Here is a 22,665-nt window from a genome sequence, read left to right on the forward strand (position 1 = left end):
GACGAACATGGCCGCACCCATCGGCAACCCATTGACCCAACTGCCCTGGCCGCAGGCCTGGGGCGACGGTTACCTGGTGCTCGATCCGCTAAATCACGATCCCATCCTGGCGGATCTGTCTGCCCTGAGGCTACATCAGTGCTTGCCCGCCGGCATCGGCGACAACGCACACCTGATGCCCGCCGTGGTAGAGCTGGCCACCGTGTCGCCGGCAGACCGGCAGATGCTATTGAACGTGGCCCAGGATGAAGCCGCGCGTGGAGATCCGCCCCTCATCTGCGCGTGGCTGCAGAGCGCCGCCCCTGTCCAGGAAGTCAGCAGCCATCTGGCGTCCTGCCTCACCGGCACCGACCATGCCGGCGGACACGCGCTGTGGCGCTTCTACGACCCTCGCGTATTTGCGCACATGACGTGGCTGCTGCGTCCCGTCCAACTCCGTGCGCTCCTTGGCCCGAGCGAGTCGTGGGGCTTCGCCTGGGCGGGCGATTGGTACCAGTTCGCCAGACCGACGCTGGCGGAGGCACCGACGACGTTGCCGCGACCCTGGTGGCCAGACGCCAGGCAGTGGCCCACCGTCGAGCAAACCGCCGATATTGCGCAGGTCCTGACACGCATTGCCGGGCGCAACAAGCCGTCCCTGGCACAGGCCCGCACAGTGGACCGCGCCTTGCGGCACGCCGACGAAGTGCTGCATCTGACCCTGCCGGCGGATCGCCGTCACTACGCCACACACGTCGCGGCGTTTGGGCAGCCGTTCGAGGACCAACCGAAACTGCAGGCCGCATGGCCCGCCGTGGCCGCAGGCGAAATGACGCTGCGCCAGGCACTGGGATCGCTGTCCAGCGACGACTGGGAACTCATGAAAATCATGGCGCAGCACGCCAGGCAAATCTCATTGGAACGCCACCATGGTCATGTATAACGTTGACAGCACGATGGAATGTTCATCCAAACCGGTGAAGGCGTGCAATTTTTGTCACCATGAACCCGGTTTGGCCGTGCTGCCGGTCCGGTACGCCGTCGTCGGACCCGAGGACAAGAACGGGGCGCCGCCGCTCTCAGGGAACTTCAGGATCGAGAACGCCCCTGCCCAGCTCGGCAGCGGGGTGCAGTACATCCTTCGCACGATGCGCGCCGGCTTCCTGTACGTCTTCCATGAAGCCATGCAAATGTGGGATGCCTATGTGGTCATGAAGGGCGGTCACCTGTGGAAGGTCATACCGGAGAATCCTGGCCCAGCCAAAGTCCCGGAGGCGTTCAATTGCTGTGTCAGTTCGCACCATAGCCTTGAATCCTTGTATTTCACCATTCCCGATCCCGCGCACGCGACGCATGTCTGGTACGCCTATTCGCATGTAGCCTGGACCAAGGCACAACTGGATGACAACAAGCACAAAGTCGATGTGCGTAGGGCGCATATGCAATGCCTCGACGTGGCCGCCTGGATGGGCAACCAGAACCAGCCACACGCCGGCCGCGCGACGGAAATCAACAAGCGCGTGGCATCGTTCGCCATGACGCCCGAAGCGCAACAACAAGCATTCCGGTATCTGAGCGCGACACCGCCCGGAACCATTAACCTGGGCGAGATTGCTCCGATTGGCCCCACAAGCGGTTCGATGCTTGCGGACCGGATGGAGATCGTGTCCCCCGGCAAGGCGATGATGCTGGCGTTCAATGATCCGCTCGCAATCACTGAAGACCTGGGCATCTTGACCAATCCCAAGCTGCACGCTAAGGCAAACAACGGCGTCATCTGGGACAAGGCAACAGATCTGTTCCTGGATACGCTCGAAAAGAACATCCGGGCCAACGCCGAGGCGCAGCACACGAAAGAGGCGGAGGCCGCGGCAGCCGAGGCCGAGCGCATGGCGACCACGCCGGATGGATTTCCGGCTTACGAACTCATGTCGATTCTGTTTAATGGAAAAGCGACGGCTGAGCGATGGAAACGCGAAGACGCTGCGCGCGAAGCCACGCGACTTGCCCGCAAGAAGGCCGCCAGTGACGCCGCCTGGAAACCCTACGAAGACGAACTCACGCCAGGCAAGCGCCACCAGGACCTGAGTCCCAGACTGAAGGCCCTCAACGAGAACGTGCTGGCACCCATTGCGACCTCGCTCGCACAGTGGCTCGTGAGTCCTCAGCTTGCTTCCTACATGCAATACCGGCATGACAAGATGGACCTGCCGCATGGCTATGTCTACAACGAATCCCTGACGCGCTGCCTGGAGAACGCGCTCGACACCGTGGAATGCCGTCGGGTCATCCAGCATTGGTTCAACGAGGCGAATCCGGAGAACCACAGCAATCTGCTTGCGCGCGCCCTGTTGCTGGACCACAAGCCCATCATCGACACGGTGCCGGACCCGACCGACCAGGGCTATGCCGCCATCTTCGGCATCCTGAAGAGCGGTCTCGACAAGATGGACTCCATGGCAAAGGGCCTCACCCTTCCCGAAGCCCTAGCGAAGATGGGCCTGGTACCGCGCCTGACCTGGATACTGGCCGACCAGATCATTCCGACCATTGCAAACAGCTTCAGCTCGGCATCGGCCAGGCTCGCCTTGTACGGGATGAGCCTGCTAGGCGGCGTGCGCCTGATCGCCCCGACGGCCAGCGTCATGCAAATCCGCGCGGTCGTGCTGAACGATCTCTCCACGGTGAACCCGGAGTTGTACAAGCAACTGGACCGCACCCGACGGCGCGAGGACGCCGTGGCACTCGGACGCGCGGCCAAGCGCATGGCTCAAACCGCCAGGCTGGTGTGGTTCAAGACAGAGGACCTGGAGCGCATTCCGGAACTGAGCGCCCTCAAGCTGCGTACCGCCAATGACGTGCCTGGGGTGCGGCAAGTCAAGGCGGTCCTGGGTTCACGCTTCGTGAATGTCGGGGCGGTCGCCTGCATCCTGCAGGGACTGGCGCTCTATCACGCCACGCAATCGTTCCGCGCGGCGGGCGAGTTCGACGAACCCGAAAGAGGAATCAAGCTGGTCGGAGGCCTGGTGTCCATGGCCGGGACCCTTGCCGAGCAAACTGGCGTCGTGCTGGAGAAGGCGCCGACGCACGCACTGGTCCGGCGCATCATGCGCTCACCGCCGAAGGCGGAATGGCTGGAAATGGGTAGGAAGCTGGTTGTCAGAGGGCGTTGGATTGGTTTTGCGGGGGCAGCAGTAGGAATCGGTTGGGATGGCTACCACGGGGTAGATGAATATCAGAAGGGGAACTACCTTATTTCCGGCCTTTATTTCACTTCGAGCCTCACCGGAGTGGCGATATCGGGCCTCTCGGTAGCAAGCGAAGAATTCTTGGCCGTCCTCGTTGGCGTACCGAGCTGGCCGTTCCTCGTCGTGCTGCTTGCCGTCAACGTCGGCATCCTCATGCTGGACGATCCGGCGACGGTCAAGTGGATCAAGCGCTGCCGTTTCAGCAAGGGGGCGGCCAGCGAGCACTACGGTAGCCTGGAGGCGGAATCGTTTGAATTCGTGCAACTGGGCCTCAAGGACGTCAAGTAGGAAGAATCGATGAGATTCCCGACCAAAGATGAGCGAACGCCGTTCTATTTTCGGCAACAGGGCAAAACGCTGGGAGCGTGGGAGTTGGAACACAGGCTGTCCATTGTCCGCCGCGCCAGCGAGCACGTGCTGGAGAGCGGCAACGTCTACCGCGTCAATTCGACCTGCCTGGAAATCACTGACGAGTCGCAGAGTCGGCTACAACTGGTGGGAATGGCATGCATTATCTTTTCCGTTGGAACAATTCTAGCCCTAGTAGGAGCGCTATTCTTTGCTTCGGTGCCATTCCGAGAGACAGCGGAAGTCATGGCCCGGAAGGGTAATTGGGCCGGCGTGATTCTCGGTACAACCGTCGGGATCGCCGGGACATGCTTATTCGGCCTGCTTGCCTTCGATCCGGTGCGACGCAACATGTTCACGCTGAAGCGCCGCCCCATCCGCCTGAACCGAAAGACCCGTCGCATCTATGCCATTCGCACCAAGGACCCGGATGGCATCTGGGAAGTGCCCTGGAGCCATGACGAATTCTTCTGTGTGGGCCATCGGCGCATGGGCGGCTTGTCACGCGCCTACGACATGTACGATATCCGCCACTATCAACTCGATGGCAACGGGAACGTTATCCGGGCGTTCGTGCTCGGCCAGTTCGTCTTCACTCTGGAAGAAGCCTACGCGCAGTGGGAGTACTACCGCCGCTACATGCAGGATGGGCCAGCTGAACTGCCCGAGCCTTATCGCTTCTGGGCGCCGCGGGAAACGTTTTGGGAAGGCTACAAGATCTGCAGAGGGGGTAAATTCTCTGGAGCCTTCTTCACCTTGACCGACGTCATTTTTGCACCGTTCGCATTGCTGGATGCGATCGCCCGCTGGCTCGTGCTCGTCACGTGCAGTGATCCCATGTGGCCGCAGGACATCGAGGCGGCGTGCAAGCCCTTGCCCAATGACCCGTACGCCCGCCCGTATGCCGACGACTACATCGGCGTGCCGAGCGGCCCTGATGCCAGGCCTTCCCACGAGGATCTAGCGCGAATGTTGGACCAGCAGCATGAGCGACGCAACGCTGGCGCGCTGACCCGCGAGGAAGCGAAAGCCCTGCTTCGAAGCACTACAGAACAGACCACATGACCATCCACTTCGAGACATCAACATCGGCATTCTGCTCTTGGATGGTCCCGCCACTCTACCGTGGACCAAGCGCTGCCGCTTCAGAAAAGTGCCTGCCAGCGAGCGCTACAGCAGCCTGGAGGCGGAATCGTGGGGAGGATCAATGAAGTTCCCGACCAAAGATGAGCGTACGCCGTTCCATTTTCGCCAACAGGGCAAACCGCTAGGCAAGTGGGAGCAAGAACACCGGCTCTATGTCGACCAGCCTGCCAGCGAGCATGTGCTGGAGAGCGGCAATGTCTATCGCATTGATTCGACCTGCCTGGAGATCACCGATGAGTCGCAGACTCGGATGCAGAACGTTGGGCTGCTTTGGATTATCTGTTTAGCATTTGCGTCGTTTTCTCTCTTTTACGGATTATTGCTTGCAACAAGCCTATTCAGAGACCCTGAGGAAATGATGGCGAAGAACGGGTATTGGTTCGGTACGATCGTTGGGATAGTACTTGGCTTTAGTTCTGCAGGCTTCTTCGGCCTGCTTGCCTTCGATCCGATGCGACGCAACATGTTCACCCTGAAGCGCCGCCCCATCCGCCTGAACCGAAAGACCCGTCGCATCTATGCCATTCGCACCAAGGACCCGGATGGCATCTGGGAAGTGCCCTGGAGCCATGACGAATTCTTCTGCGTTGGCCATCGGCGCATGGGCGGCTTGTCACGCGCCTACGACATGTACGACATCCGCCATTACCAGCTCGACGCGAGTGGCAACGTCGTCCGCGCATTCGTGCTCGGCCAGTTCGTCTTCACTCTGGAAGAAGCCTACGCCCAGTGGGAATACTACCGCCGCTACATGCAGGACGGGCCGGCTGGGCTGCCCGAGCCTTATCGCTTCTGGGCGCCGCGGGAAACGTTTTGGGAAGGCTACAAGATCTGCAGAGGGGGTAAATTCTCCGGAGCATTCTTCACCTTGACCGACGTCATCTTTGCACCGTTCGCACTGCTGGATGCGATTGCCCGCTGGATCGTGCTCGTCACGTGCAGTGATCCCGTGTGGCCGCCGGAGATCGAGGCGGCGTGCAGGCCCATGCCCAATGACCCGTACGCCCGCCCGTATGCCGACGACTACATCGGCGTGCCGAGCGGCCCGGATGCCAGGCCTTCCCGCGAGGATCTGGCGCGAATGCTCGACCGGCAGCAGGAGCGACGCAAGGCTGGCGCGCTGACCCGCGCGGAAGCGGAAGCCCTGCTTCGAAACACCACAGGACAGGCCACATGACAACCACTTCGCCGCTACCAGCGCCTCATGTCATCTTGATCGAGCAACCTTCCAATGTACCGGGCAAGCGCGGAATGGAAGGCTTCTGGGGCATGTGCTACGGGAACAAGACGGTCCTGACTGCCTACCTGTCGCCGATTGACCTGCTGTTGGACTCAATGCGGGGCAGTGCTCCCAATCAAGCCTTCAAGTTTCCATCCCTTGACCGGCTGCCCGCAACCCGCGTGAAGCAAACCTTCCCGACCGGCGTGGAGTTGGACATTGCCTGCGGCTTTCTCGCCCGCGACGGACAGCTCCTGCTCAGCCCAAGCGGCAAGTGGCGGCGCAACGTCTTGGTGCATGACGTGCGCGCGCCATTGCGGATGGGAAATCTTTTGCCTGAATACACCACCGATGCGCGACGCGCGATCAGCCGTCTCTTTGAGAGCGCAGGTCTCTTTGCCTGGCAGGACACACTGCTGTCGCTAGCCAGGATCTGGAAGGGCGACCGCATGAAGCACGCGATAGACAGTGCCCTGGCAACCGCAAGTACGGTAGTGCACTCAGCTGGTCAGGTCGTGAACCAGGTCGCCGTATTCGATCCGGAGGCGGAATTATGGCATTTTGTCCCTTGCCAGACGATGGACGATGTGCCGGAGAACAATCACCCACATGGATAAGCACAAATGGACAAGAGCATGATCAAGGTCGGCGATATGCATTCGCATGGCGGCCCTGTCAAATCCGGGTCGCCCGGGAGCCTGCTCGACGGCAAGCCCATTGCCCGACTCGGGGACCTCGTGGACTGCCCCCTGCACGGTGTCAACGAAATCGTAGAAGCCAGCTCGGGCATGGATGTCGATGGGCAACCCGCGGCGTTACACGGGGATCGCACGCGATGCGGGGCCACGCTGATTGGCGGCGACAGCGCCACGGTAGGGTGACGTTGATTCGGAGCGTCTCCGCCAGACGACACGTTGTTCAAATCAGCCTTTCCTTGAGGCCATTTTATTTGAGACCTTCACCTCACCACGCAGACCGGCGAAATATCAAGGAAGTCGCGCCGGCACGGTGTCCCGTGCCGGCGCCATTCACTTGCCGCTGCCTTACTTCAACTGCTGCGCAAACGCATCCAGCTGCGTAATGCAGATGCCCCAGCCCTCATAAAACCCCAGCTCCTCATGCTGCTTGCGCGTGGCCTCGTCCGGATGCATCACGCGCGCAATGTAGCGGGTGCCGTCACCCTCGTCGGCCATGGTGATGACCGCGGTCATCGACAGCCACGGCTTGTTGGGCCGGTACCCGGCCACCAGGGCCGAGGTGGAGACGATCTTCTCCATCGGCACGATCTCGAGGAAGCATCCCGGGTTGTCGCTGACGCCGCCGTCCGGGCCTTTCATGAGCGTATGGAAGGCGCCGCCGGGGCGCATGTCGAAGGCCAGGACCTCGGTGGTCCAGGGTTTGGGGCACCACCATTCCTTGAGCAGCTTGGGATCGCTCCATGCACGCCAGACCTTGGCACGCGGGGCCTTGAGCAGGCGCGAGATGACCAGGTCCTGGCTTTCAGGGCTGGCGGCGTTTTCATTCGGCATCTGACTGTTCCTCCTGATGAAGGGCTTCGACAAAGGCGGCCAGGCGGTCGGTACGGGCCTCCCACATGGCGCGCTGGTCGGCCAGCCATTGCTGCGCGTCTGACAGCGGTTGCGGTACCAGTTCGCAAGTGCGCACGCGCCCCGTCTTGCGCGAGCGGATCAGGCCGCTGCGCTCCAGCACCTGCAGGTGCTTCATGAACGAGGGCAGTGCCATCGTGAACGGTGCCGCCAGCGCCGAGACCGTTTCCGGCCCGCGGCCGAGCACGCTGACGATGGCGCGGCGGGTCGGGTCCGCCAGCGCGTAGAACACGTCGGAAAGCGGGGAAATATCGACAGCCTGGGACACGTCAGCAAACTCGGTACAATGGTTAGCCATATGGCTAAGTATAGGGGGGCAACTGGAAACTGCAAGCGCGAAATGCAAGACGCCCCGGCATCAGCCGGGGCGTCTTGTGATCGGGGAAGCGGGGCGCAGGCTATTGCTGCCGCACGTACGCCGCCAACGCCTTGACCTCATCCGCCTTCAAGCCGGCAAACGGCGGCATCGGCACCGATCCCCATTTGCCGCTGCTGCCGCCGCGGATGCTGGCTTCCAGCTTGGCCTGTGCCTGCGCATCGCCCTTGTAGCGGGTGGCGACTTCGTGATAAGCCGGGCCGACCACCTTCTGCGTCACGCTGTGGCAGCTCAGGCAGGCGTTCCTGGCCAGCAGGCCCTGCACGTCTACCGCGGCGGCAGGCGCCGAGGCGGCCGCGGGTGCGGCCGGCGCGGGCTTGCCTGCCTTCTGCGCGATCGCCACGATCTCCGGGTCCTTGATCTTGGCGGAGCCGTAGGCCACCGCGAGGTAGGCGCCGAGCTGCTCGACCTCGCCATCGTCGATCGGCGCACCATAGGCCTGCTGCATTTTCTTCATCTCGGCGGTCCACTGCGTCAGGCTCAGGCCGGGCGGCTGGTAGGAGACGTAGTCGGCCGAATGGCAGATCGCGCATTTCTGCATGGCGATGCCGTAGCCGGGCAACTTGGCGGGTTTGAGCTTGACGTTCTCCGCCGGCAGCTTGATGTCCGGGGGTGCCGCGGACGCGCTGCCCGCGCCCAGCAGGGCGAGCGCGAGCAGCACTGGGGTGATGGATCGATGCATGGTGCGCTCCTCAGGCAATGGTGACCGGCGTGGATTCAATGACGTTGCGGCGATAGCCGGCCGGGTTCCAGTTGGCCTTGGCCGGCTGCACCTCGCCCTGGACGCTGGTGGCGCGCACCATCAGCACCGCCGGGCCCTTGCGCGCGAACTTCACCGGCAGTTGCCAGGCGCGGAACGAGAAGCGCCCCAGGTCCTGGCCCAGCGTCGCGGCCTGCCAGCTCTGCCCGCCGTCCACCGAGACCTCGACGCCGCGGATGCCGGAGCCGCCATCGAAGGCAATGCCTTTCAGCTCCACCGTGCGCCCGGCGGGCAGCACGCCGCCCGTGCCCACGCTGGTGATGAAGCTGCGCACCGCCAGCGTCGAGATCGGTCGCGTCTTGCTGGCGGGGGTGCCCGGCGCCACGCATTGGCAGTCGTTATCCGGTACGCGATAGCCCTTGGTCATGAAGAACGCATCATGGCCTTCGAACGGGTGGTCCAGCACCTCGATCTCGGACAGGTGCTTGATCCAGTAGGTGCCGAAGTAACCCGGCACCACCAGCTTGACGGGATAGCCGTTGAGCAGCGGCAGGTCTTCGCCGTTCATGCCCCAGGCCAGCATCGGCTCGCCGTTCATCGCATGGGCGATATCGAGCGACTTGCGGAAATCCGGGGTGCTCGGCAGCACCGGCGTATCCATCCCGTTGAACGTGACCACCTTGGCGCCGGCCTTGACGCCCGCGTGCTCCAGCACCTTGCGCAGCGGCACGCCGGTCCAGCGCGCATTGCCCATCGCGCCGTTGGCCAGTTGCGCGCCGAACACACGTGGCTCGGAGAAGCCGCGGCTGTTGCCTGAACACTGGTTCACGGCGACGATGTCCACCGGACCGGCCAGCCGCTTCAGTTCATCGAGCGACAGCTTCAGCGGCCTGTTGACATGCCCGCCAACGGTCAGGCGGAAGGTGGCGAGATCCACCGACAGCGGAATGTTGGCCAGGTGGTAGCGCACGAAGAAGGCGTCGTTGGCGGTGATCGGCCCCTCGTTGAACGCGGAGAAGGGCGTCTCAAGGTGTGGCGGCCGGGTGCTGACGCGCACCAGCGGGCGCTTGCCCGGATAGCGCACCAGCGGGCGAGGGCCGTCGGCCAGCGTGACGCCGTCGCTGATGCGCGCGGCCTGGGCGGCCAGCGCGCCGAGCGGCGAGGCGCCGAGGGCGAGCAGGCCCGCGCCCTGGACGATGCGGCGCCGGGCCGGCACCGGCTGGGCGGCAGATTCCGCCGGACTGTTCTTGTCTCGCATGGGGCGTCTCCTTCAGGGGCTTGTTGTGTCGCGCAAGGCGCTATGGCGGGTACTTTGAGGCCGCGGCATCAACTTGTGAAACGTGTTTTGCTGCTAGCACTTATCGATTGAATCGATATAAGGGAAGACCACGGGCGCTCCGCCGAGAAACCGCTTGCATCGCGAATTCCATTTCCCTACACTTACCAAAACGTTTTTGTTAGCGGAAATCGATAATATCTGAGGCGAATTGCGCACAGATGCAGCAAGTGGCTTGCGAGCCACCGGCACAAACGCCCACACACCAAACGAGGAGCAAAGCATGTCCCACCCCGCCCCCGCGCCGGTGGATGAACGGCTGCCATGTCGGCGCCTGTTTGTCTTCGGGCTTCAACACGTACTGGTCATGGCAGCGTCGCCGATCGCGTCCGTCTTCCTGATGAGCAAGGCGCTGAACTTCCCGCCCGCGCTGGCGGTGCAGCTGCTGAGCGCCACCTTTGTGATCTGCGGCCTCGGCACGCTGTTGCAGTCGCTGGGCAAGCGCGGCATCGGTGCCCGGCTGCCGTTCGTGATGCTGCCCGGCGGCGCCCCGATCGTGCTGTTTATCCTGATCGCGCAGCAGACCGACGTGCAGACCGCTGCCGGCGCGGTGATCCTGACCGGCGTGTTCTACTTCTGCGTGCTGCCGGTGTTCCGGCGCTGTCTGCGCTATTTCCCGCCGGTGGTGGTGGGGACGATGCTGCTGCTGGTGGCGATCAACCTGGCGCAGGTATCGGGCAAGCTGGTTGCCGGCCACCCGGCCGCGGGCAGCACGGTGGACCCGCTCAACCTGCTGCTGGCGTTCGCCACCATTGCCTGCACCGTGGCGGCATCGCGCCTGCTGTCGGGCATGCTGGCGCAACTGGCGATCCTGCTCGGCCTGCTAGGCGGTGCGCTGGTGGCCGGGCTGGCCGGCGCGTTCCAGTTTGGCCATGTGTCGATGTCGCCGGTGTTCGCGTTGCCCACGCCGTTCCCGTTCGGGTGGCCGCATTTCGATGTGGTGGCGGCGATTCCGCTGATGGTGTTTGCCGTGATCTCGATGGTGGAGGCCACCGGCCAGACGCTGGCGATCAGCGATGCCGTGGGCCGGCCGGTGGACCAGCAGCGCGACGTGCCGCGCACCATCCGCGCCGATGCGCTGACTTCGCTGCTGGGCGGGATGTTCGGCACCTCGCTGATCATCACCAGTGGCGAGAACATCGGCATCGTGCGTGCCACCGGCGTGCGCTCGCGCTTCGTCACGGCGATGTCGGGCGCGATCCTGGTGGCGTTCGGGCTGCTGGTGCCGGTGTCGTCGCTGATCAGCGCCATCCCCGAGGCCGTGGTCGGCGGCACCGGGCTGGTGGTGTTCTGCATCGTCGGCACCATGGGCATCGACATGCTGCGCAAGGTGGACCTGCGCGACCACGCCAATATGTACGTGGTGGCCGTGGCGCTGGCCGTGGGCCTGCTGCCGATCCTGGTGCCCGGCATCTATGGCGGCCTGCCGGGCAACGTGCGCATCCTGGTGGGCAATGGCGTGGCGATGGGTGCCATTACCGCGGCGCTGCTCAACTTCCTGTTTTTCCATACGGGCCTGCGGGCCGCGGCAGCGGGCGCGGTTGCCCGCGACGATGCCGCCGCCACGCATTGACCCGGCTTCCTGAATTGCAATGACTGATCGTTCTGACTCGACGCCGGCCTGGCCCGGCGATACCAACCCGGCCCTGGTGCCGGACAGCTTCAGGCAGCCGCGCATCCTGCTGCCGGAATGGACCCTGCTGCGCCAGGGCGCGGTACGCGGCCACGCAGTGGTGGTTGAGGGCGGCCGCTTCACGGCAGTGGGCACGGCCGCGGAAGTCGCCGCGCGCTTCCCCGAGCTGGAGACCCTGCCGCTGCCGCGCATGCTGCTGATGCCCGGCATGATCGACACGCACCACCACCTGACGCAGTCGTTCGGCAAGTCGCTGGTGTTCGGCGAGCCGTCGGAGATCTTCCGGCGCGTGTGGGTGCCGCTGGAAGGCAGCCTGAAGGCGGAGCACCTGTACCTGTCGTCCAAGCTGGCGGCGCTGGAAGCGCTGCGCGGCGGCTTCACCACCGTGGTCGATGCCGGCACGCGCAGCGACGCCGGGCTGGATGCGGTCGCGCGCGCGGTCACCGATGCCGGCGTGCGCTGCGTGCTGGGCCTGATCTGCAACGACAAGCCCGGCGCCGAAACGCTCGACGCCGCGCCGATCCTGCGCCGCGCCGCCGCCCACCTGGACAAGTACGCCAGCGATCCGCTGGTGGCCCCGTCGCTGGCGATCTCGATTCCCGAGGTGGCCTCCGACGCGATGCTGCACCACGTCTACCAGTTGTGCGCCGAGTCCGGCCGCATCTTCCAGACCCATGCCAACGAGCACCTGGTGGCGGTGGAGCGCTCGCTCAACGCCTGCGGGCGCCGTCCGATCGAACATCTCGCGGCGGTCGGCGCACTGGGCCCGGCGGCGCTGCTGGCGCATGCCACGCTGGTGACGCCGCATGAGATCCGCTTGCTGGCCGACACCGGCACCGCGGTGGCCTACAACCCCGTGGCCAGCGCCTGGAAGGGCAACGCCGTGGCGCCGGCTGAAACCATGGCCACCTTCGGCGTGCGCCTGGGCCTGGGCACCGATGGCACCCGCAGCGACGGCTTCCGCCTGCTGGACTATGCCGAGGCCGCCCAGCGCTTCGCCTTCGGCATCGGCGTGGGCGATTCCTCCTGCGGCGCGGGCTGGCGCTGGGTCGACATGGCCACGCACGACGCGGCCGATGTGGCGGGTCTCGGTGCGCTCACCGGCGAGATCGCCGCGGGCAAGCGCGCCGACTTCCTGCTGGTCGACCTGGACGTGCCTGAGCTGACGCCGTCCTGGGACCTGACCTGGGAACTGGTGCGCCTGGCCAACCGCGACCAGATCCGCGCGGTCTTTGTCGATGGCAGCCTGCGCCTGTGGCAGGGCTGGCCCACGGACTGGGATGCACGCGCGCTGATGCGGGCGATCCACGCCATGGCCGAGGACACCGTCGCCCATGCCCCGATCCGCAAGCTGCACGATGCCGCGGACGTGCACCGCGCGCGCCAGGCTGGCACGGAGGCATCCTGACCATGGACATGACGTTGTTCAGCGTCGGCGTGGCGGTCTTTACCGGCGCGCTGGTCCAGGGTGCGACCGGCATGGGCTTCGCGCTGATCGTGGTGCCGGTGCTGGCGCTGGCCGCGCCGGCGATGCTGCCGGGCGCGCTGCTGCTGGCAATGCTGCCGCTCAATGCCTACGTGGCCTGGCGCGAACGCCATGCCATCGACCTGCGCGGCGCAGGCTGGATCAGCGCCGGGCGGCTGGCCGGCACCTTCGGCGGGCTGTGGGTGCTGGTGGCGATGCCGATGGCCTGGCTCAACGCGCTGGTCGGCGGCAGCACCATTGCCGCAGCGGTGGTGTCATTGCTGGCGCCGGCCTTTACGCCGGGGCGGCTGACCTTTGCCTCGACCGGCCTGATCACCGGCGTGACCGAGACCGCAACCGGTGTCGGCGGCCCGCCGCTGGCGCTGGCCTACCAGCACGCGCCGGTCGCGACGCTGCGCGCCACCGTGGCGCTGTGCTTCCTGGTCGGTGAAGCGATCTCGCTGGTGGTGCTGGCGTTGAGCGACCGGCTCGGCATGGAGCAGGTGCTCTATGCCATCGGGCTGCTGCCGGTGCTGATGGTCGGAATGGTGGCCAGCCACCTGGTGCACAAGCGCATCAACCAGCGCATGCTGCGCATCGGCGTGCTGGTATTTGCGCTGGTCTCCGGTGCCGTGGTGCTGCTGCGCGGCTAGCTGCCCGGCGTGGACGATGCCCGCACCACCAGTTCCGGCGCGGGCCCGGTGATCACGTCGCGGCTGCGGTCGCCGGAAAGATGTGCGAACAGCAGCTCCACTGCCAGCGATGCCACGCGCTCCAGGTGCAGGTTGACCGCGGTGATCGGCGGCTGCGCGCTGCGGGCGCGGATGCCGTCATAGCGCGTCACCACCAGCACATCGTCGGGCACGCGCTTGCCCAGCCCTTGCAGGTGGGCCATGGCGCCCACCGCGAACGCATCCACCGGCGCGCACAGCGCATCGAGCGCCGGCATCTGCGCCAGCAATTGCGCGCAGGCCTCGGCGCCCGCGGCTTCGCCGTGTTCCTCGGCTGCCTTGACGATATGGCAGGGCAAGCCCATTGACTGCGTGAACTCGCGGTAAGCGCGTTCGGTTTCCACATACGACTGGCGCGGCGCCGCGCCGATCATCAGGCCGATATGCCGGCGCCCGTGCCCGTGCAAGTGCGCCAGCAGCAGGCGGGCGGTGTCGGCCGATTGCAGGTCGACGCAAGGCACCGGCGTGTCGGTCAGCGGCTCGCGCCCGATCGACACGATGCTGACGCCGCGCTCGCGCAGCCGCGCGATATGCGGGTCGCCCGCGATCGGCTCGATCACGATCGCGCCGTCGATATCCAATGTATCGAGCAGGCCCCCGGCGCCTTCCAGCGGCGGCACCAGCACCACGCCCAGGCCGCGCCCCATTGCCGCCTCGGCGGCAATCGCCGCCACCTCCATCATGAAGCCGAGCCGCGACGTGCCGCCCGCCACCGCGAACGGCATCGACGACAACAGGGCGATGCAGTTGGCGCGGCCCGATTGCAGCCGCTGCGCGCGCACGCTGGGCCGGTAGCCCAGCTCGGCGGCAACGCGCTTGACGCGCGCACGTGTGGCCGGGTCCAGCACGCCGCGGTCGTTCAGCGCGTGCGACACCGTGGTCAGCGACACGCCGGCGGCGCGGGCGACGTCATGGATGGTGATGCGGCGAGGGCGGTCTGGCGTGGATTCGGTCATGCGGGACACGGGCGATGGTTCAGGGCGGAGCATACAACAGCGCGCGGCAAGGGGCAGGTTCAGCGGCGCGCGTTGGCAGCGCCAGCTTCGGACGACAGCGCTTTCCAGTGTTCGCGCGTGAACCGATAGAGCACCTCCAGCGCCGGCGACAGCGAGCGCGCCGCCATGCGCGCAATGCCATAGCGGCCGCAGCGGCGCGGATCGGGCGGCATCGGCACTTCGGCCATCAGCCCCGCGGCGCGCTCCTGGCGCGTGATCGACAGCACGCCGAACAGCAGCGTATCGCTGGCCAGCGTCACGCTGCGCAGCATGTCGAGGTTGTCGCAATGCAGGGTGAAGAGCTTGTCCGGCGCGGCGCCCGGCCCCCATAGCTCTGCCAGTTGCCGGCTGATGACGGTGCTGAGCGTGGTGGTTGCTACCGGGTAGGCGCGGATGGTCTCGATATCGATGCGGCGCTTGCGCAGGATCGGATGCCCGGCGCGGCATACCAGGCCTGCGGGTAGCTCACCCAATGGCTCCACGTCGATGTCGTCGGCCGCGCGCAGCACATAGGCATCGCCGACGATGGCGTCGATGGTCTCGTTGCGCAGTGCCTCCAGCAGGGCACTGGTGGCGCCGGTCTCGGTGCGCACCTTGATGCGCGGGTGGGCCTGCGCCATGTGGATCAGGAACGGCGTCAGCAGCAGCGCCGCCGGCGCGGGCGCCACGCCAATGGTCAGCGAGCCTTCCTCGCCGCCGCGCAGCAGGTCCAGGTCGCGCCGCAGCTGGCGCTCTTCCAGCCGCATGCGGCGCGCGCGGTCGGCCACCAGTTCGCCGAACACGGTCAGGCGCGCGCGCCGCGCGCCGCGGTCGAACAGTGGCGCCTTGAGTTCGTCTTCCAGCGCGCGGATGCTGCGGCTCAGCGCCGGCTGGGTCAGGTGCATGGCACGGGCCGCTTCGGAGAACGTGCCGTGCTCGACCACGGCGAGCAGGTGCAGAAGTTTCTGTGTGTCCATGCGGAAAACCATGCGCATTGGTTATGGGATCGGTTCAACATTTGCATTTGAATCATACCTCGCCCCTTCCTATGATGAGCGGAACACAAGAGCGGGCCGGTGACAGCACACACGGCGCCCCGCCATCCACCGTCCATCGGAAATCGGAGAGACATCATGCTCAAGCTGTTTATCGGCCTAGGCCTGCCGTTTATCGGCGTCATCGGAATGCTGCCCTGGGTGGCGACTGTCGAGCGCTTCGTGCTCGGCGTGCCCTTTATCTACGCCTGGATCTTTGCCTGGTTCGTGCTGACCTCCGGCTGCATGCTGGCGTGCTGGCTGCTGTTCGACCGCCACGCCGCCGACGCGGCGCATGAAGCCTGAAGGGGAGACCACCATGACCACAGCGGTATTCCTCGGCTTTATCGTGTTCTCGCTCTATCTCGCCATCCGCTCGAAGAAGGGCCACGGCGCGCAGAGCGTGCATGATTTCTTCGTGGCGTCGCGGCAGTTCGGCGCCTACCTGGTGTTCTTCCTGGCAGCGGGAGAGATCTACAGCATCGGCACGATGGTGGGCTTTCCCGGTGGCATCTATGCCAAGGGGCCGACCTACGGGGTCTGGTTCCTCGGCTACATCCTGCTGGCGTACCCGCTCGGCTATTTCCTCGGGCCCAAGATCTGGCAGGCCGGCGCGCGCTATAACGCGATCACGCTGCCGGACCTGTTCAAGGGCCACTACGGCAGCCGTGCGCTGGAGCTGATCGTGGCGGGCTCGGCGATCCTGTTCCTGCTGCCCTGGGGCCAGCTGCAGTTCACCGGGCTGGTGGCGGCGCTCAAGGGGCTGGGCTGGGAGTTCGATCCGGTGTACCTGGTGATGATCTCGGCCGCGCTGGCCTTTACCTACATTGCCATCTCCGGCGTGCGCGCATCGGCCTATATCGCCATCCTCAAGGACATCCTGATGGTGGTGGCGATCGTCGCCACCGGCGTCGCGGTGGGCTGGAAGGCGGGCGTGGGCGACGTGTTCCATGCCGCCAGCATGCAGGTCAGCAACCAGATGAATGACACCCAGCTGCGCTTCTCGATGAGCACCATGCTGTTCCAGGCGCTGGGCTTCTACGTGATGCCGTTCGCGGTGCAGAATTTCTTCACGGCCAAGAGCGCCAACACCATCCGGCGCACGCAGGTGGCGATGCCACTGTACATGCTGATGTATCCGTTCCTGGTGCTGGCGTCCTACTACGCGATCAGCCAGAACCTGCAGCTCGCATCGCCAAATGAGGCCTTCTTCGCGGCGGCGGTGCGCTTGTTGCCGGACTGGCTGCTCGGACTGGTGACCGCCGGCGCCGCGCTGTCGGGGCTGCTGGTGCTGGCCGGCATCTGCCTGGCGATCGGTCCCATCGTCACGCGCAACCTGCTGCCAGGCATGCCCGAGGCGCGCCAGAAGCAGGGCGCCAAGGTGGTGATCGTGATCTACCTGGTGCTGTCGATCGCCATGACGCTGGCCACGCCCAACCTGATGCTGACGCTGATCAACACCACCTACTACGGCGTGACGCAGTTCTTCCCTGGCGTGCTGGTGATCCTGTTCTCGCTGAAGGTGCGGGCGCTGGCGATTGGGCTCGGCATCGTCACCGGCCAGGTACTGGCGATCGCGCTGTATGTGCAGCAGGTAGATTTCGGCGGCATCAACCTCGGGCTGGTCAGCCTGGGCGTCAACCTGCTGGTGACCGCGCTGGTGAACTACGCACCCCGCCTGGCCCGCGTGCAGGCGGCGTGAATGACTGGACTCATGCAATCCATGACACAAGACGACACCGCGCGCACCCAGGTATTCGTGGCGCGCAAGATCCTCACGATGGAAGCCGGCCAGCCCGAGGCCACCCATGTCGCGGTGCGCGACGGCAAGATCCTTGCCGTGGGCGGCGCCGCCGAGATGGCCGGCTGGCCGGATGCGGTGCAGGTCGACACCTTCCGCGACAAGGTGCTGATGCCCGGGCTGGTCGAAGGCCATTGCCACCTGATGGAAGGCGCGATGTGGGATGCGGTTTACGTCGGCTACTTCGACCGCCGCGATCCGGACGGCAAGCTCTGGCACGGCCTGCGTACGCTGGAGCAGGTGATCGATCGCCTGGCGGGCGCGGCAAGCCAGATGCATGACCCGGAAACGCCGCTGCTGGCCTGGGGCTTCGACCCGATCTATTTCGGCGCCAGCCGGCTGTCGGTGCGCGAGCTGGATCGCGTCTCGGCCACGCGGCCCATCGTGGTGATGCATGCCAGCGTGCATCTGATGAACGTCAATTCCGCGATGCTGGCGCGCGCCGGCATCGACGAGGACACCGATATCGACGGCGTGCACAAGGACGCGCGGGGCTTGCCCACCGGCGAGCTGCAGGAATTCGCGGCGATGTTCCCGGTGCAGCGCGTGCTTGGCAGCGGCCTGTCGCTGGCCGCCGCCGAGAATGCCGACGCGGTGCGCCGCTTCGGCCGCGTGGCGCAACTGGCGGGCGTGACCACGGCGACGGATCTGGTCAACGACCTGTCGCCCAAGGGGCTGGAGACGCTGCAGGCGGTCACTGCCGACCCCGGCTTCCCGCTGCGCATCGTCCCGGCGTTCTCGCCGCAGCGCAATGCGCAGGGCGGCCCCGCCCGCGTGCAGGCCGCGGCGGCGGCCGGCACCGACAAGCTGCGCTTCGGTCCGGTCAAGTTCATTGTCGACGGTTCGATCCAGGGCTTTACCGCTCGCCTGCGTGCACCGGGGTATGCCGGCGGCCAGGCCAATGGCTTGTGGCTGATCCCGCCCGAGCAACTGCTCGACGCCTTCACGCCATTCCACCTGGCCGGCCTGCCGCTGCATATCCACACCAACGGCGACGAGGCGACGCAAGTGGTGCTGGACGTATTGGAAGCTATGCTGTCGCGCCATCCGCGCGCGGACCATCGCCATACGCTGCAGCACTGCCAGCTGGCGGACGAGGCACAGCTGGCGCGCGCGGCGCGGCTGGGGCTGTGCATCAACTTCTTCTCCAACCACCTGTACTACTGGGGCGATGCGCATGCCGGCCATACCGTGGGACCGGCGCGGGCTGCGCGCATGAACCCGGCGGGCACGGCGCGGCGGCTGGGGATTCCGTTCGCGATCCATTCCGATGCGCCGATCACGCCGCTGAACCCGCTCTTTACGGCGTGGTGCGCGGTGCAACGCCAGACCGCTTGCGGCAGCGTGCTGGGCGAAGCGGAGCGCCTGCCGGTCGCCGACGCGCTGTATGCCATCACCATGGGTGCGGCCTATACACTGAAGCTCGACCATTGCATCGGCAGCATCGCGTCCGGCAAGCTGGCAGACTTTGCCGTGCTGGAAGATGACCCGACCGCGGTGGGTCCCGAGTGCCTGAAGGACGTGTGCGTCTGGGGCACGGTACTGGGCGGGCGCGTGTTCGCGGCGCCGGCCCGATGAACACGCGGCCTCCGGTCCCGCTGGCGGTGGTCGGCGGCTACCTTGGCGCCGGCAAGACCACCTTGCTCAACCGCTTGCTGGCCAACGCGCACGGGCGCCGCATCGCGGTGCTGGTCAATGACTTCGGCGAGATCAATATCGATGCCGCGCTGATCCGCACGCGCAGCGACGACGTGATCCAGTTGGAGAACGGCTGCATCTGCTGCTCGATCGGCGGCCGGCTGGCCGAGGCGCTGGTGGCCATCGCAGCGCGGGAGCAGCGGCCGGACTTGCTGGTGATCGAGGCCAGCGGCGTCTCGGACCCGCAGCGCATTGCACAGGTCGGCTTGCTGGATCGGGCCCTTGTGCTCAATGCCGTGGTGGTGGCCGTGGATGTGACCGAGGTCGGCCACAGCCTGCACGATCCGCTGGTGGGCGACATGGTGCGGCAACAGATCGCGGGAGCCTCGGTAGTGGTGCTGACCAAGGCAGACCTTGCCGATGCGGATGCGCTGGCAATGGCTGCCGCCAAGGTCGACGCCATCGCGCCGCGTGCCACGGTGCTGACCGCATGCGAGGGCGAGGTACCCTTGTCGGTCTTTGTCGACGCCGCCCCGCCGGCACCACATGCCGATGCAGTGCTGCAGGCGGGCGGGCACTGGCGGCGAGCCGTCGGCACCGTGCACGCCGGCATCCGCAGCATTTCATACCAGACCGGCCGCGACTTCGACAAGGCGCTGCTGCGGCAGGCGCTGAAGACGCTGCCGGTGCGGCTGCTGCGCGCGAAGGGCATGGTCAGGCTGGCAGCCGATCCGCGCCTGCACGAAATGCATGTGGTCGCGGGCCGCATGCGGCTGAGTCCGATGGCGCAAGGCGATGCGGCAGGGTCTGCGCTGGTCCTGATCGGTGCCTTCGGTGCGGAGGAGGAGAGGCGTATCCGCGCCTGCCTCGATCTGGCGCTCGCCTGAGCGGGCGCGCGAACGGCGTCGCTGCGGCGCCGCTCAGGTGTGGAATTCTTCCGGTTCCGCATGCGCCGGCCTTCCTTCCCAGCCGCCACGCTCGAACTCCGCAATCACCTGCGCCCCAAACAGCAGCAAGGTCGCCGCGATCTCCAGGCTCAGCAGCACCACGATCGCCGTGGTCAGCGAGCCATAGACCCGGCTCACTTGCGACAAGGTGGTGAAGTACCACGCCAGCACATGGCGGGAGATTTCCCACAGCACGGCCGCAATCAACGCGCCGCTCAGCGCATGCCGCAGCGACAGCCTGCCAACCGGCATCACCATGTAGATCGAGGTCAGCATCAGCACCTCGCCGATGAAGCCGAGCAGGTAGAGCAGGCCGGTCGAGAGCCGGTCCAGCGACCAGTCTCGGCCCAGCACTTCCACATGCCGTTCGCCGATGGCCAGCAGGCCGCCCGATACCAACGTGACCAGCAGCAGGCCCACGCTCAGTACCGCGATATAGCAGTAGGGCAGCAGCGCCGAGACCAGGAAATGCCGGCGCCGGATCGCCACGCGGTGCTCGAAGATCACCGACATGGCATTCTCCAGCACGGTAAAGGCGAGCGAACTGAAGAACAGCATGGTGACCAGCAGCACCCAGCCGATCGTGCCACGGTTGCGCAGGAAGGCGGCAAGCTCGGTGACCAGGGCCCTGGACTGCCCCGGCACCACCCACTCCAGGTAGCGCGCGAGCGTGGACAACAGCGGGTCTGGTTCGATCACGTGCGACAGGGCGATGATCATCAGGATCAGCAGCGGCACGATCGACAGCAGCGCGTAGTAGGCCACCGCGCCGGCCAGCAGCAGCCCCTGGTTGGCGCGGAACTGCCTGAGCGTGTGCCAGGCAAAGCGCCCCGGATGGCGGAGCAGGTCGCGGACGCGGGCGTCGGGAAGCTGCATGGCAGACACCGGAGAGGAAGGGTTTCGCCATTATGCGGCTTCGGTGCCTGACATTCCACCGGGTTATGGCTCTATTCCGAATGCATCATTGTGGTCGGGAACCGCGTCCGCCAAGATGGCGGCCGCGGCCTGCGCCATGCGGGCTTGCACCTCATGCATACAAGGCGGCGCACCGTGCGTGCAGCCGCCTGGACAGGAATGGAGACAGCATGCAAGCGCAAACAGTGTCGCGCAGGACGGGATTCGGACGCAGTCGGGTGTGGTTGGCCGTGGCGCTGCTGGTGGCGCCGATGAGCGTTGCGCTGGCGCAGGGCACCGGCCAGCCCGTGGCCGTTGCCGAGGACGAGGTCATGCAGGGCTTTCCGCCGCCGCCCGACAAGCAAGTCAGCCGCGGCAGCGGGCTGCGTCCGCCGTATATGCGCTGGGCGTTCCGGCATGCGCGCGAGATGTCGCCGACGGCGGGGATCCGGCATGCCAGCCAGCCGCTGGCCCTGGCCGGTCAGCCCGGCACGGAACTGGACGGCACCACGTTTGCCGTGGCGGGCAAGACGGTCCGACTGGCCGACTACCTGCGCGACACCCATACCGACGGCTTTATCGTGCTGCACCAGGGCAAGGTCGTCTATGAGCGCTACCTCGCGGGCTTTGGTCCTTACCAGCCGCATATCTGGGCCTCGATGACCAAGTCCGTCACCGGGCTGCTGGCCGCCATGCTGGTCGAAGAGGGCAAGCTCGATCCGCAGGCCCGGCTGGCGCAGTATGTGCCGGAACTGGCCGGCAACCCGTTCGGCGAGGCCACGGTACAGCAGAACCTGGACATGGAGGTGCCGGTGGGCTACCCGGAGGGGCTGCCGCCGGACCTGGGGCTGTTCGGGGCGGTGGGGATCGTGCCGCGCAAGGCGGAGGCGCCGGATACCATCTATGACTTCCTCAAGGTCGTCCACGCCACCGGCGGGCGCGACGATGGCGGCGTCTGGTACTACCAGAACGGCTCGCCGGAAGCGGTGGCATGGGCGCTGCGGCGCATCACCGGCAAGAGCTGGGCGCAACTGGTGAGCGAGCGGCTGTGGTCCCGCTTTGCCGACGATGATGCCTACACCCAGGTGGACCGCCAGGGCACGGAAATGGCCAGCGGCGGCATGAATTCCACGCTGCGCGATGCCGCCCGCTTTGCCGAGGCCGTGCGCCGGGCGGCCGCCGGCGACGCCTCGGGCGGGATCTCGCCGGCGGCGGCGCGCATTGCGCTGCAGCCCGCCGGCAACCAGGCCCGCTTTGCGCGCGGCAACACCATGCCGGGCCGCGACGGCTATGGCTACCGCAACTACTGGTTCCAGCGCAACGACGGCGACGGCAGCATCGAGGCCAGCGGGCGCTTCGGACAGAAGATCTATATCAACCCGGCCAGGGGGCTGACGGTGGTGAAGTTCTCCGCCAGCCCGGACGGCGCCGCGCGTGCGACCAGCGCAGCCGCGGTGCGCAAGCGCGACGATCCGGCCCGGGCGCTGGAATCCGCCGAGGCCATGGTGGCCGCGGCGCTCGCGATCCAGCGCGCGGTCAGCCGCTGACCCACGCCGGCAGGGGCCGGCGGACTCTCCCGATCTGCCTCT

The 22,665-nt window shown here is 66.1% G+C and carries 21 protein-coding genes; 14 read left to right on the forward strand and 7 right to left on the reverse strand.

The genetic code is table 11. The annotated features are described in order from the left end of the window. Positions 1-7 precede the first annotated feature (7 nt). The 6 genes from AC3WVS_RS14185 (at position 8) to AC3WVS_RS14210 (ending at position 6,821) form a co-directional block, all read left to right on the forward strand. Positions 8-922 carry a DUF4123 domain-containing protein gene (locus AC3WVS_RS14185; RefSeq protein ID WP_492319142.1) on the forward strand — a complete coding sequence of 305 codons (915 nt, stop codon included), beginning with the start codon at positions 8-10 and terminating at the stop codon, positions 920-922. Continuing rightward, the gene (locus tag AC3WVS_RS14190) at positions 909-3,515 is read left to right on the forward strand and encodes a T6SS effector BTH_I2691 family protein (RefSeq protein WP_492319143.1); all 2,607 of its coding nucleotides are present in this window, start codon (positions 909-911) and stop codon (positions 3,513-3,515) included. The genes AC3WVS_RS14185 and AC3WVS_RS14190 overlap by 14 nt, the downstream gene beginning before the upstream one ends. Before the next feature lie 9 nt (positions 3,516-3,524). Continuing rightward, positions 3,525-4,640 (forward strand): DUF6708 domain-containing protein, encoded by a 1,116-nt coding sequence (locus AC3WVS_RS14195; protein WP_492319144.1) that lies wholly within the window; start codon positions 3,525-3,527, stop codon positions 4,638-4,640. A 142-nt stretch (positions 4,641-4,782) separates the two neighbouring features. Next, complete coding sequence (locus AC3WVS_RS14200) at positions 4,783-5,898, forward strand: DUF6708 domain-containing protein (RefSeq protein WP_492319145.1); 1,116 nt, start codon at positions 4,783-4,785, stop codon at positions 5,896-5,898. Then, positions 5,895-6,557, forward strand: coding sequence for a hypothetical protein (locus AC3WVS_RS14205; protein WP_492319146.1), 663 nt, complete (start codon positions 5,895-5,897; stop codon positions 6,555-6,557). The genes AC3WVS_RS14200 and AC3WVS_RS14205 overlap by 4 nt, the downstream gene beginning before the upstream one ends. A 6-nt stretch (positions 6,558-6,563) precedes the next feature. Then, positions 6,564-6,821, forward strand: coding sequence for a PAAR domain-containing protein (locus AC3WVS_RS14210; RefSeq protein ID WP_025581855.1), 258 nt, complete (start codon positions 6,564-6,566; stop codon positions 6,819-6,821). Positions 6,822-6,983: 162 nt separating this feature from the next. On the opposite strand, the gene AC3WVS_RS14215 is transcribed toward AC3WVS_RS14210, so the two are convergent. The 4 genes from AC3WVS_RS14215 to sorA all read right to left on the reverse strand — a co-directional run bounded on the left by AC3WVS_RS14215 (position 6,984) and on the right by sorA (position 9,881). Then, complete coding sequence (locus tag AC3WVS_RS14215; RefSeq protein ID WP_316154268.1) at positions 6,984-7,469, reverse strand: SRPBCC family protein; 486 nt, start codon at positions 7,467-7,469, stop codon at positions 6,984-6,986. Then, positions 7,459-7,845 (reverse strand): ArsR/SmtB family transcription factor, encoded by a 387-nt coding sequence (locus AC3WVS_RS14220; protein ID WP_492319147.1) that lies wholly within the window; start codon positions 7,843-7,845, stop codon positions 7,459-7,461. Before AC3WVS_RS14220 ends, AC3WVS_RS14215 begins: the two co-directional genes overlap by 11 nt. Positions 7,846-7,945: 100 nt before the next feature. Continuing rightward, positions 7,946-8,605, reverse strand: coding sequence for a c-type cytochrome (locus AC3WVS_RS14225; RefSeq protein WP_492319148.1), 660 nt, complete (start codon positions 8,603-8,605; stop codon positions 7,946-7,948). A 10-nt stretch (positions 8,606-8,615) separates the two neighbouring features. Further along, entirely contained in the window at positions 8,616-9,881 is a 1,266-nt protein-coding gene (gene sorA / locus AC3WVS_RS14230) for a SorA family sulfite dehydrogenase catalytic subunit (protein WP_492319149.1), read from the reverse strand. A 301-nt stretch (positions 9,882-10,182) separates the two neighbouring features. On the opposite strand from sorA, the gene AC3WVS_RS14235 reads away from it, so the two are divergent. Genes AC3WVS_RS14235 through AC3WVS_RS14245 form a run of 3 tightly spaced genes read left to right on the forward strand, consistent with a single transcriptional unit; the run spans position 10,183 to position 13,710 of the window. After that, on the forward strand, positions 10,183-11,532 hold the full coding sequence (locus tag AC3WVS_RS14235; protein ID WP_492319150.1) for a uracil-xanthine permease family protein: 1,350 nt from the start codon (positions 10,183-10,185) through the stop codon (positions 11,530-11,532). Between the two features lie 19 nt (positions 11,533-11,551). Next, positions 11,552-13,000, forward strand: coding sequence for an amidohydrolase family protein (locus tag AC3WVS_RS14240; protein ID WP_492319151.1), 1,449 nt, complete (start codon positions 11,552-11,554; stop codon positions 12,998-13,000). Between the two features lie 2 nt (positions 13,001-13,002). Beyond that, on the forward strand, positions 13,003-13,710 hold the full coding sequence (locus tag AC3WVS_RS14245) for a sulfite exporter TauE/SafE family protein (protein ID WP_492319152.1): 708 nt from the start codon (positions 13,003-13,005) through the stop codon (positions 13,708-13,710). Here the strand turns inward: AC3WVS_RS14245 and AC3WVS_RS14250 are convergent. Both AC3WVS_RS14250 and AC3WVS_RS14255 read right to left on the reverse strand, forming a co-directional pair. Continuing rightward, positions 13,707-14,744, reverse strand: coding sequence for a LacI family DNA-binding transcriptional regulator (locus AC3WVS_RS14250; protein WP_492319153.1), 1,038 nt, complete (start codon positions 14,742-14,744; stop codon positions 13,707-13,709). The genes AC3WVS_RS14245 and AC3WVS_RS14250 overlap by 4 nt on opposite strands. A 59-nt stretch (positions 14,745-14,803) precedes the next feature. Then, the gene (locus AC3WVS_RS14255; RefSeq protein WP_492319154.1) at positions 14,804-15,739 is read right to left on the reverse strand and encodes a LysR family transcriptional regulator; all 936 of its coding nucleotides are present in this window, start codon (positions 15,737-15,739) and stop codon (positions 14,804-14,806) included. A gap of 156 nt (positions 15,740-15,895) precedes the next feature. Between AC3WVS_RS14255 and AC3WVS_RS14260 the strand changes: the two genes are divergently transcribed. From AC3WVS_RS14260 to AC3WVS_RS14275, 4 genes are read left to right on the forward strand one after another with little or no spacing between them, the layout of a single operon-like run. Continuing rightward, on the forward strand, positions 15,896-16,102 hold the full coding sequence (locus tag AC3WVS_RS14260) for a DUF3311 domain-containing protein (RefSeq protein WP_340523470.1): 207 nt from the start codon (positions 15,896-15,898) through the stop codon (positions 16,100-16,102). 13 nt (positions 16,103-16,115) lie between these two features. Beyond that, entirely contained in the window at positions 16,116-17,498 is a 1,383-nt protein-coding gene (locus tag AC3WVS_RS14265; RefSeq protein ID WP_492319155.1) for a sodium:solute symporter family protein, read from the forward strand. Positions 17,499-17,510: 12 nt separating this feature from the next. Next, positions 17,511-19,175 (forward strand): amidohydrolase, encoded by a 1,665-nt coding sequence (locus AC3WVS_RS14270; RefSeq protein WP_492319156.1) that lies wholly within the window; start codon positions 17,511-17,513, stop codon positions 19,173-19,175. Then, the gene (locus tag AC3WVS_RS14275; RefSeq protein ID WP_492319157.1) at positions 19,172-20,122 is read left to right on the forward strand and encodes a CobW family GTP-binding protein; all 951 of its coding nucleotides are present in this window, start codon (positions 19,172-19,174) and stop codon (positions 20,120-20,122) included. Before AC3WVS_RS14270 ends, AC3WVS_RS14275 begins: the two co-directional genes overlap by 4 nt. 33 nt (positions 20,123-20,155) lie before the next feature. On the opposite strand, the gene AC3WVS_RS14280 is transcribed toward AC3WVS_RS14275, so the two are convergent. Further along, complete coding sequence (locus AC3WVS_RS14280; RefSeq protein ID WP_492319158.1) at positions 20,156-21,058, reverse strand: YihY/virulence factor BrkB family protein; 903 nt, start codon at positions 21,056-21,058, stop codon at positions 20,156-20,158. 209 nt (positions 21,059-21,267) lie between these two features. On the opposite strand from AC3WVS_RS14280, the gene AC3WVS_RS14285 reads away from it, so the two are divergent. Continuing rightward, on the forward strand, positions 21,268-22,623 hold the full coding sequence (locus AC3WVS_RS14285; RefSeq protein WP_492319159.1) for a serine hydrolase domain-containing protein: 1,356 nt from the start codon (positions 21,268-21,270) through the stop codon (positions 22,621-22,623). Positions 22,624-22,665: the final 42 nt, after the last annotated feature.

This window comes from Cupriavidus sp. CPT47-8839-RL05A (genome assembly GCF_058792255.1).

Bases quoted from the DNA above. Each gene is read 5' to 3' on its own strand.
- AC3WVS_RS14255 (WP_492319154.1), bottom strand. From the start codon at position 15,739: ATGGACACACAGAAACTTCTGCACCTGCTCGCCGTGGTCGAGCACGGC.
- AC3WVS_RS14245 (WP_492319152.1), top strand. From the start codon at position 13,003: ATGGACATGACGTTGTTCAGCGTCGGCGTGGCGGTCTTTACCGGCGCG.
- AC3WVS_RS14210 (WP_025581855.1), top strand. From the start codon at position 6,564: ATGGACAAGAGCATGATCAAGGTCGGCGATATGCATTCGCATGGCGGC.
- sorA (WP_492319149.1), bottom strand. From the start codon at position 9,881: ATGCGAGACAAGAACAGTCCGGCGGAATCTGCCGCCCAGCCGGTGCCG.
- AC3WVS_RS14240 (WP_492319151.1), top strand. From the start codon at position 11,552: ATGACTGATCGTTCTGACTCGACGCCGGCCTGGCCCGGCGATACCAAC.
- AC3WVS_RS14215 (WP_316154268.1), bottom strand. From the start codon at position 7,469: ATGCCGAATGAAAACGCCGCCAGCCCTGAAAGCCAGGACCTGGTCATC.
- AC3WVS_RS14235 (WP_492319150.1), top strand. From the start codon at position 10,183: ATGTCCCACCCCGCCCCCGCGCCGGTGGATGAACGGCTGCCATGTCGG.
- AC3WVS_RS14220 (WP_492319147.1), bottom strand. From the start codon at position 7,845: ATGGCTAACCATTGTACCGAGTTTGCTGACGTGTCCCAGGCTGTCGAT.
- AC3WVS_RS14275 (WP_492319157.1), top strand. From the start codon at position 19,172: ATGAACACGCGGCCTCCGGTCCCGCTGGCGGTGGTCGGCGGCTACCTT.
- AC3WVS_RS14265 (WP_492319155.1), top strand. From the start codon at position 16,116: ATGACCACAGCGGTATTCCTCGGCTTTATCGTGTTCTCGCTCTATCTC.
- AC3WVS_RS14285 (WP_492319159.1), top strand. From the start codon at position 21,268: ATGCAAGCGCAAACAGTGTCGCGCAGGACGGGATTCGGACGCAGTCGG.
- AC3WVS_RS14250 (WP_492319153.1), bottom strand. From the start codon at position 14,744: ATGACCGAATCCACGCCAGACCGCCCTCGCCGCATCACCATCCATGAC.
- AC3WVS_RS14225 (WP_492319148.1), bottom strand. From the start codon at position 8,605: ATGCATCGATCCATCACCCCAGTGCTGCTCGCGCTCGCCCTGCTGGGC.
- AC3WVS_RS14190 (WP_492319143.1), top strand. From the start codon at position 909: ATGGTCATGTATAACGTTGACAGCACGATGGAATGTTCATCCAAACCG.
- AC3WVS_RS14280 (WP_492319158.1), bottom strand. From the start codon at position 21,058: ATGCAGCTTCCCGACGCCCGCGTCCGCGACCTGCTCCGCCATCCGGGG.
- AC3WVS_RS14185 (WP_492319142.1), top strand. From the start codon at position 8: ATGGCCGCACCCATCGGCAACCCATTGACCCAACTGCCCTGGCCGCAG.
- AC3WVS_RS14195 (WP_492319144.1), top strand. From the start codon at position 3,525: ATGAGATTCCCGACCAAAGATGAGCGAACGCCGTTCTATTTTCGGCAA.
- AC3WVS_RS14270 (WP_492319156.1), top strand. From the start codon at position 17,511: ATGCAATCCATGACACAAGACGACACCGCGCGCACCCAGGTATTCGTG.
- AC3WVS_RS14205 (WP_492319146.1), top strand. From the start codon at position 5,895: ATGACAACCACTTCGCCGCTACCAGCGCCTCATGTCATCTTGATCGAG.
- AC3WVS_RS14260 (WP_340523470.1), top strand. From the start codon at position 15,896: ATGCTCAAGCTGTTTATCGGCCTAGGCCTGCCGTTTATCGGCGTCATC.
- AC3WVS_RS14200 (WP_492319145.1), top strand. From the start codon at position 4,783: ATGAAGTTCCCGACCAAAGATGAGCGTACGCCGTTCCATTTTCGCCAA.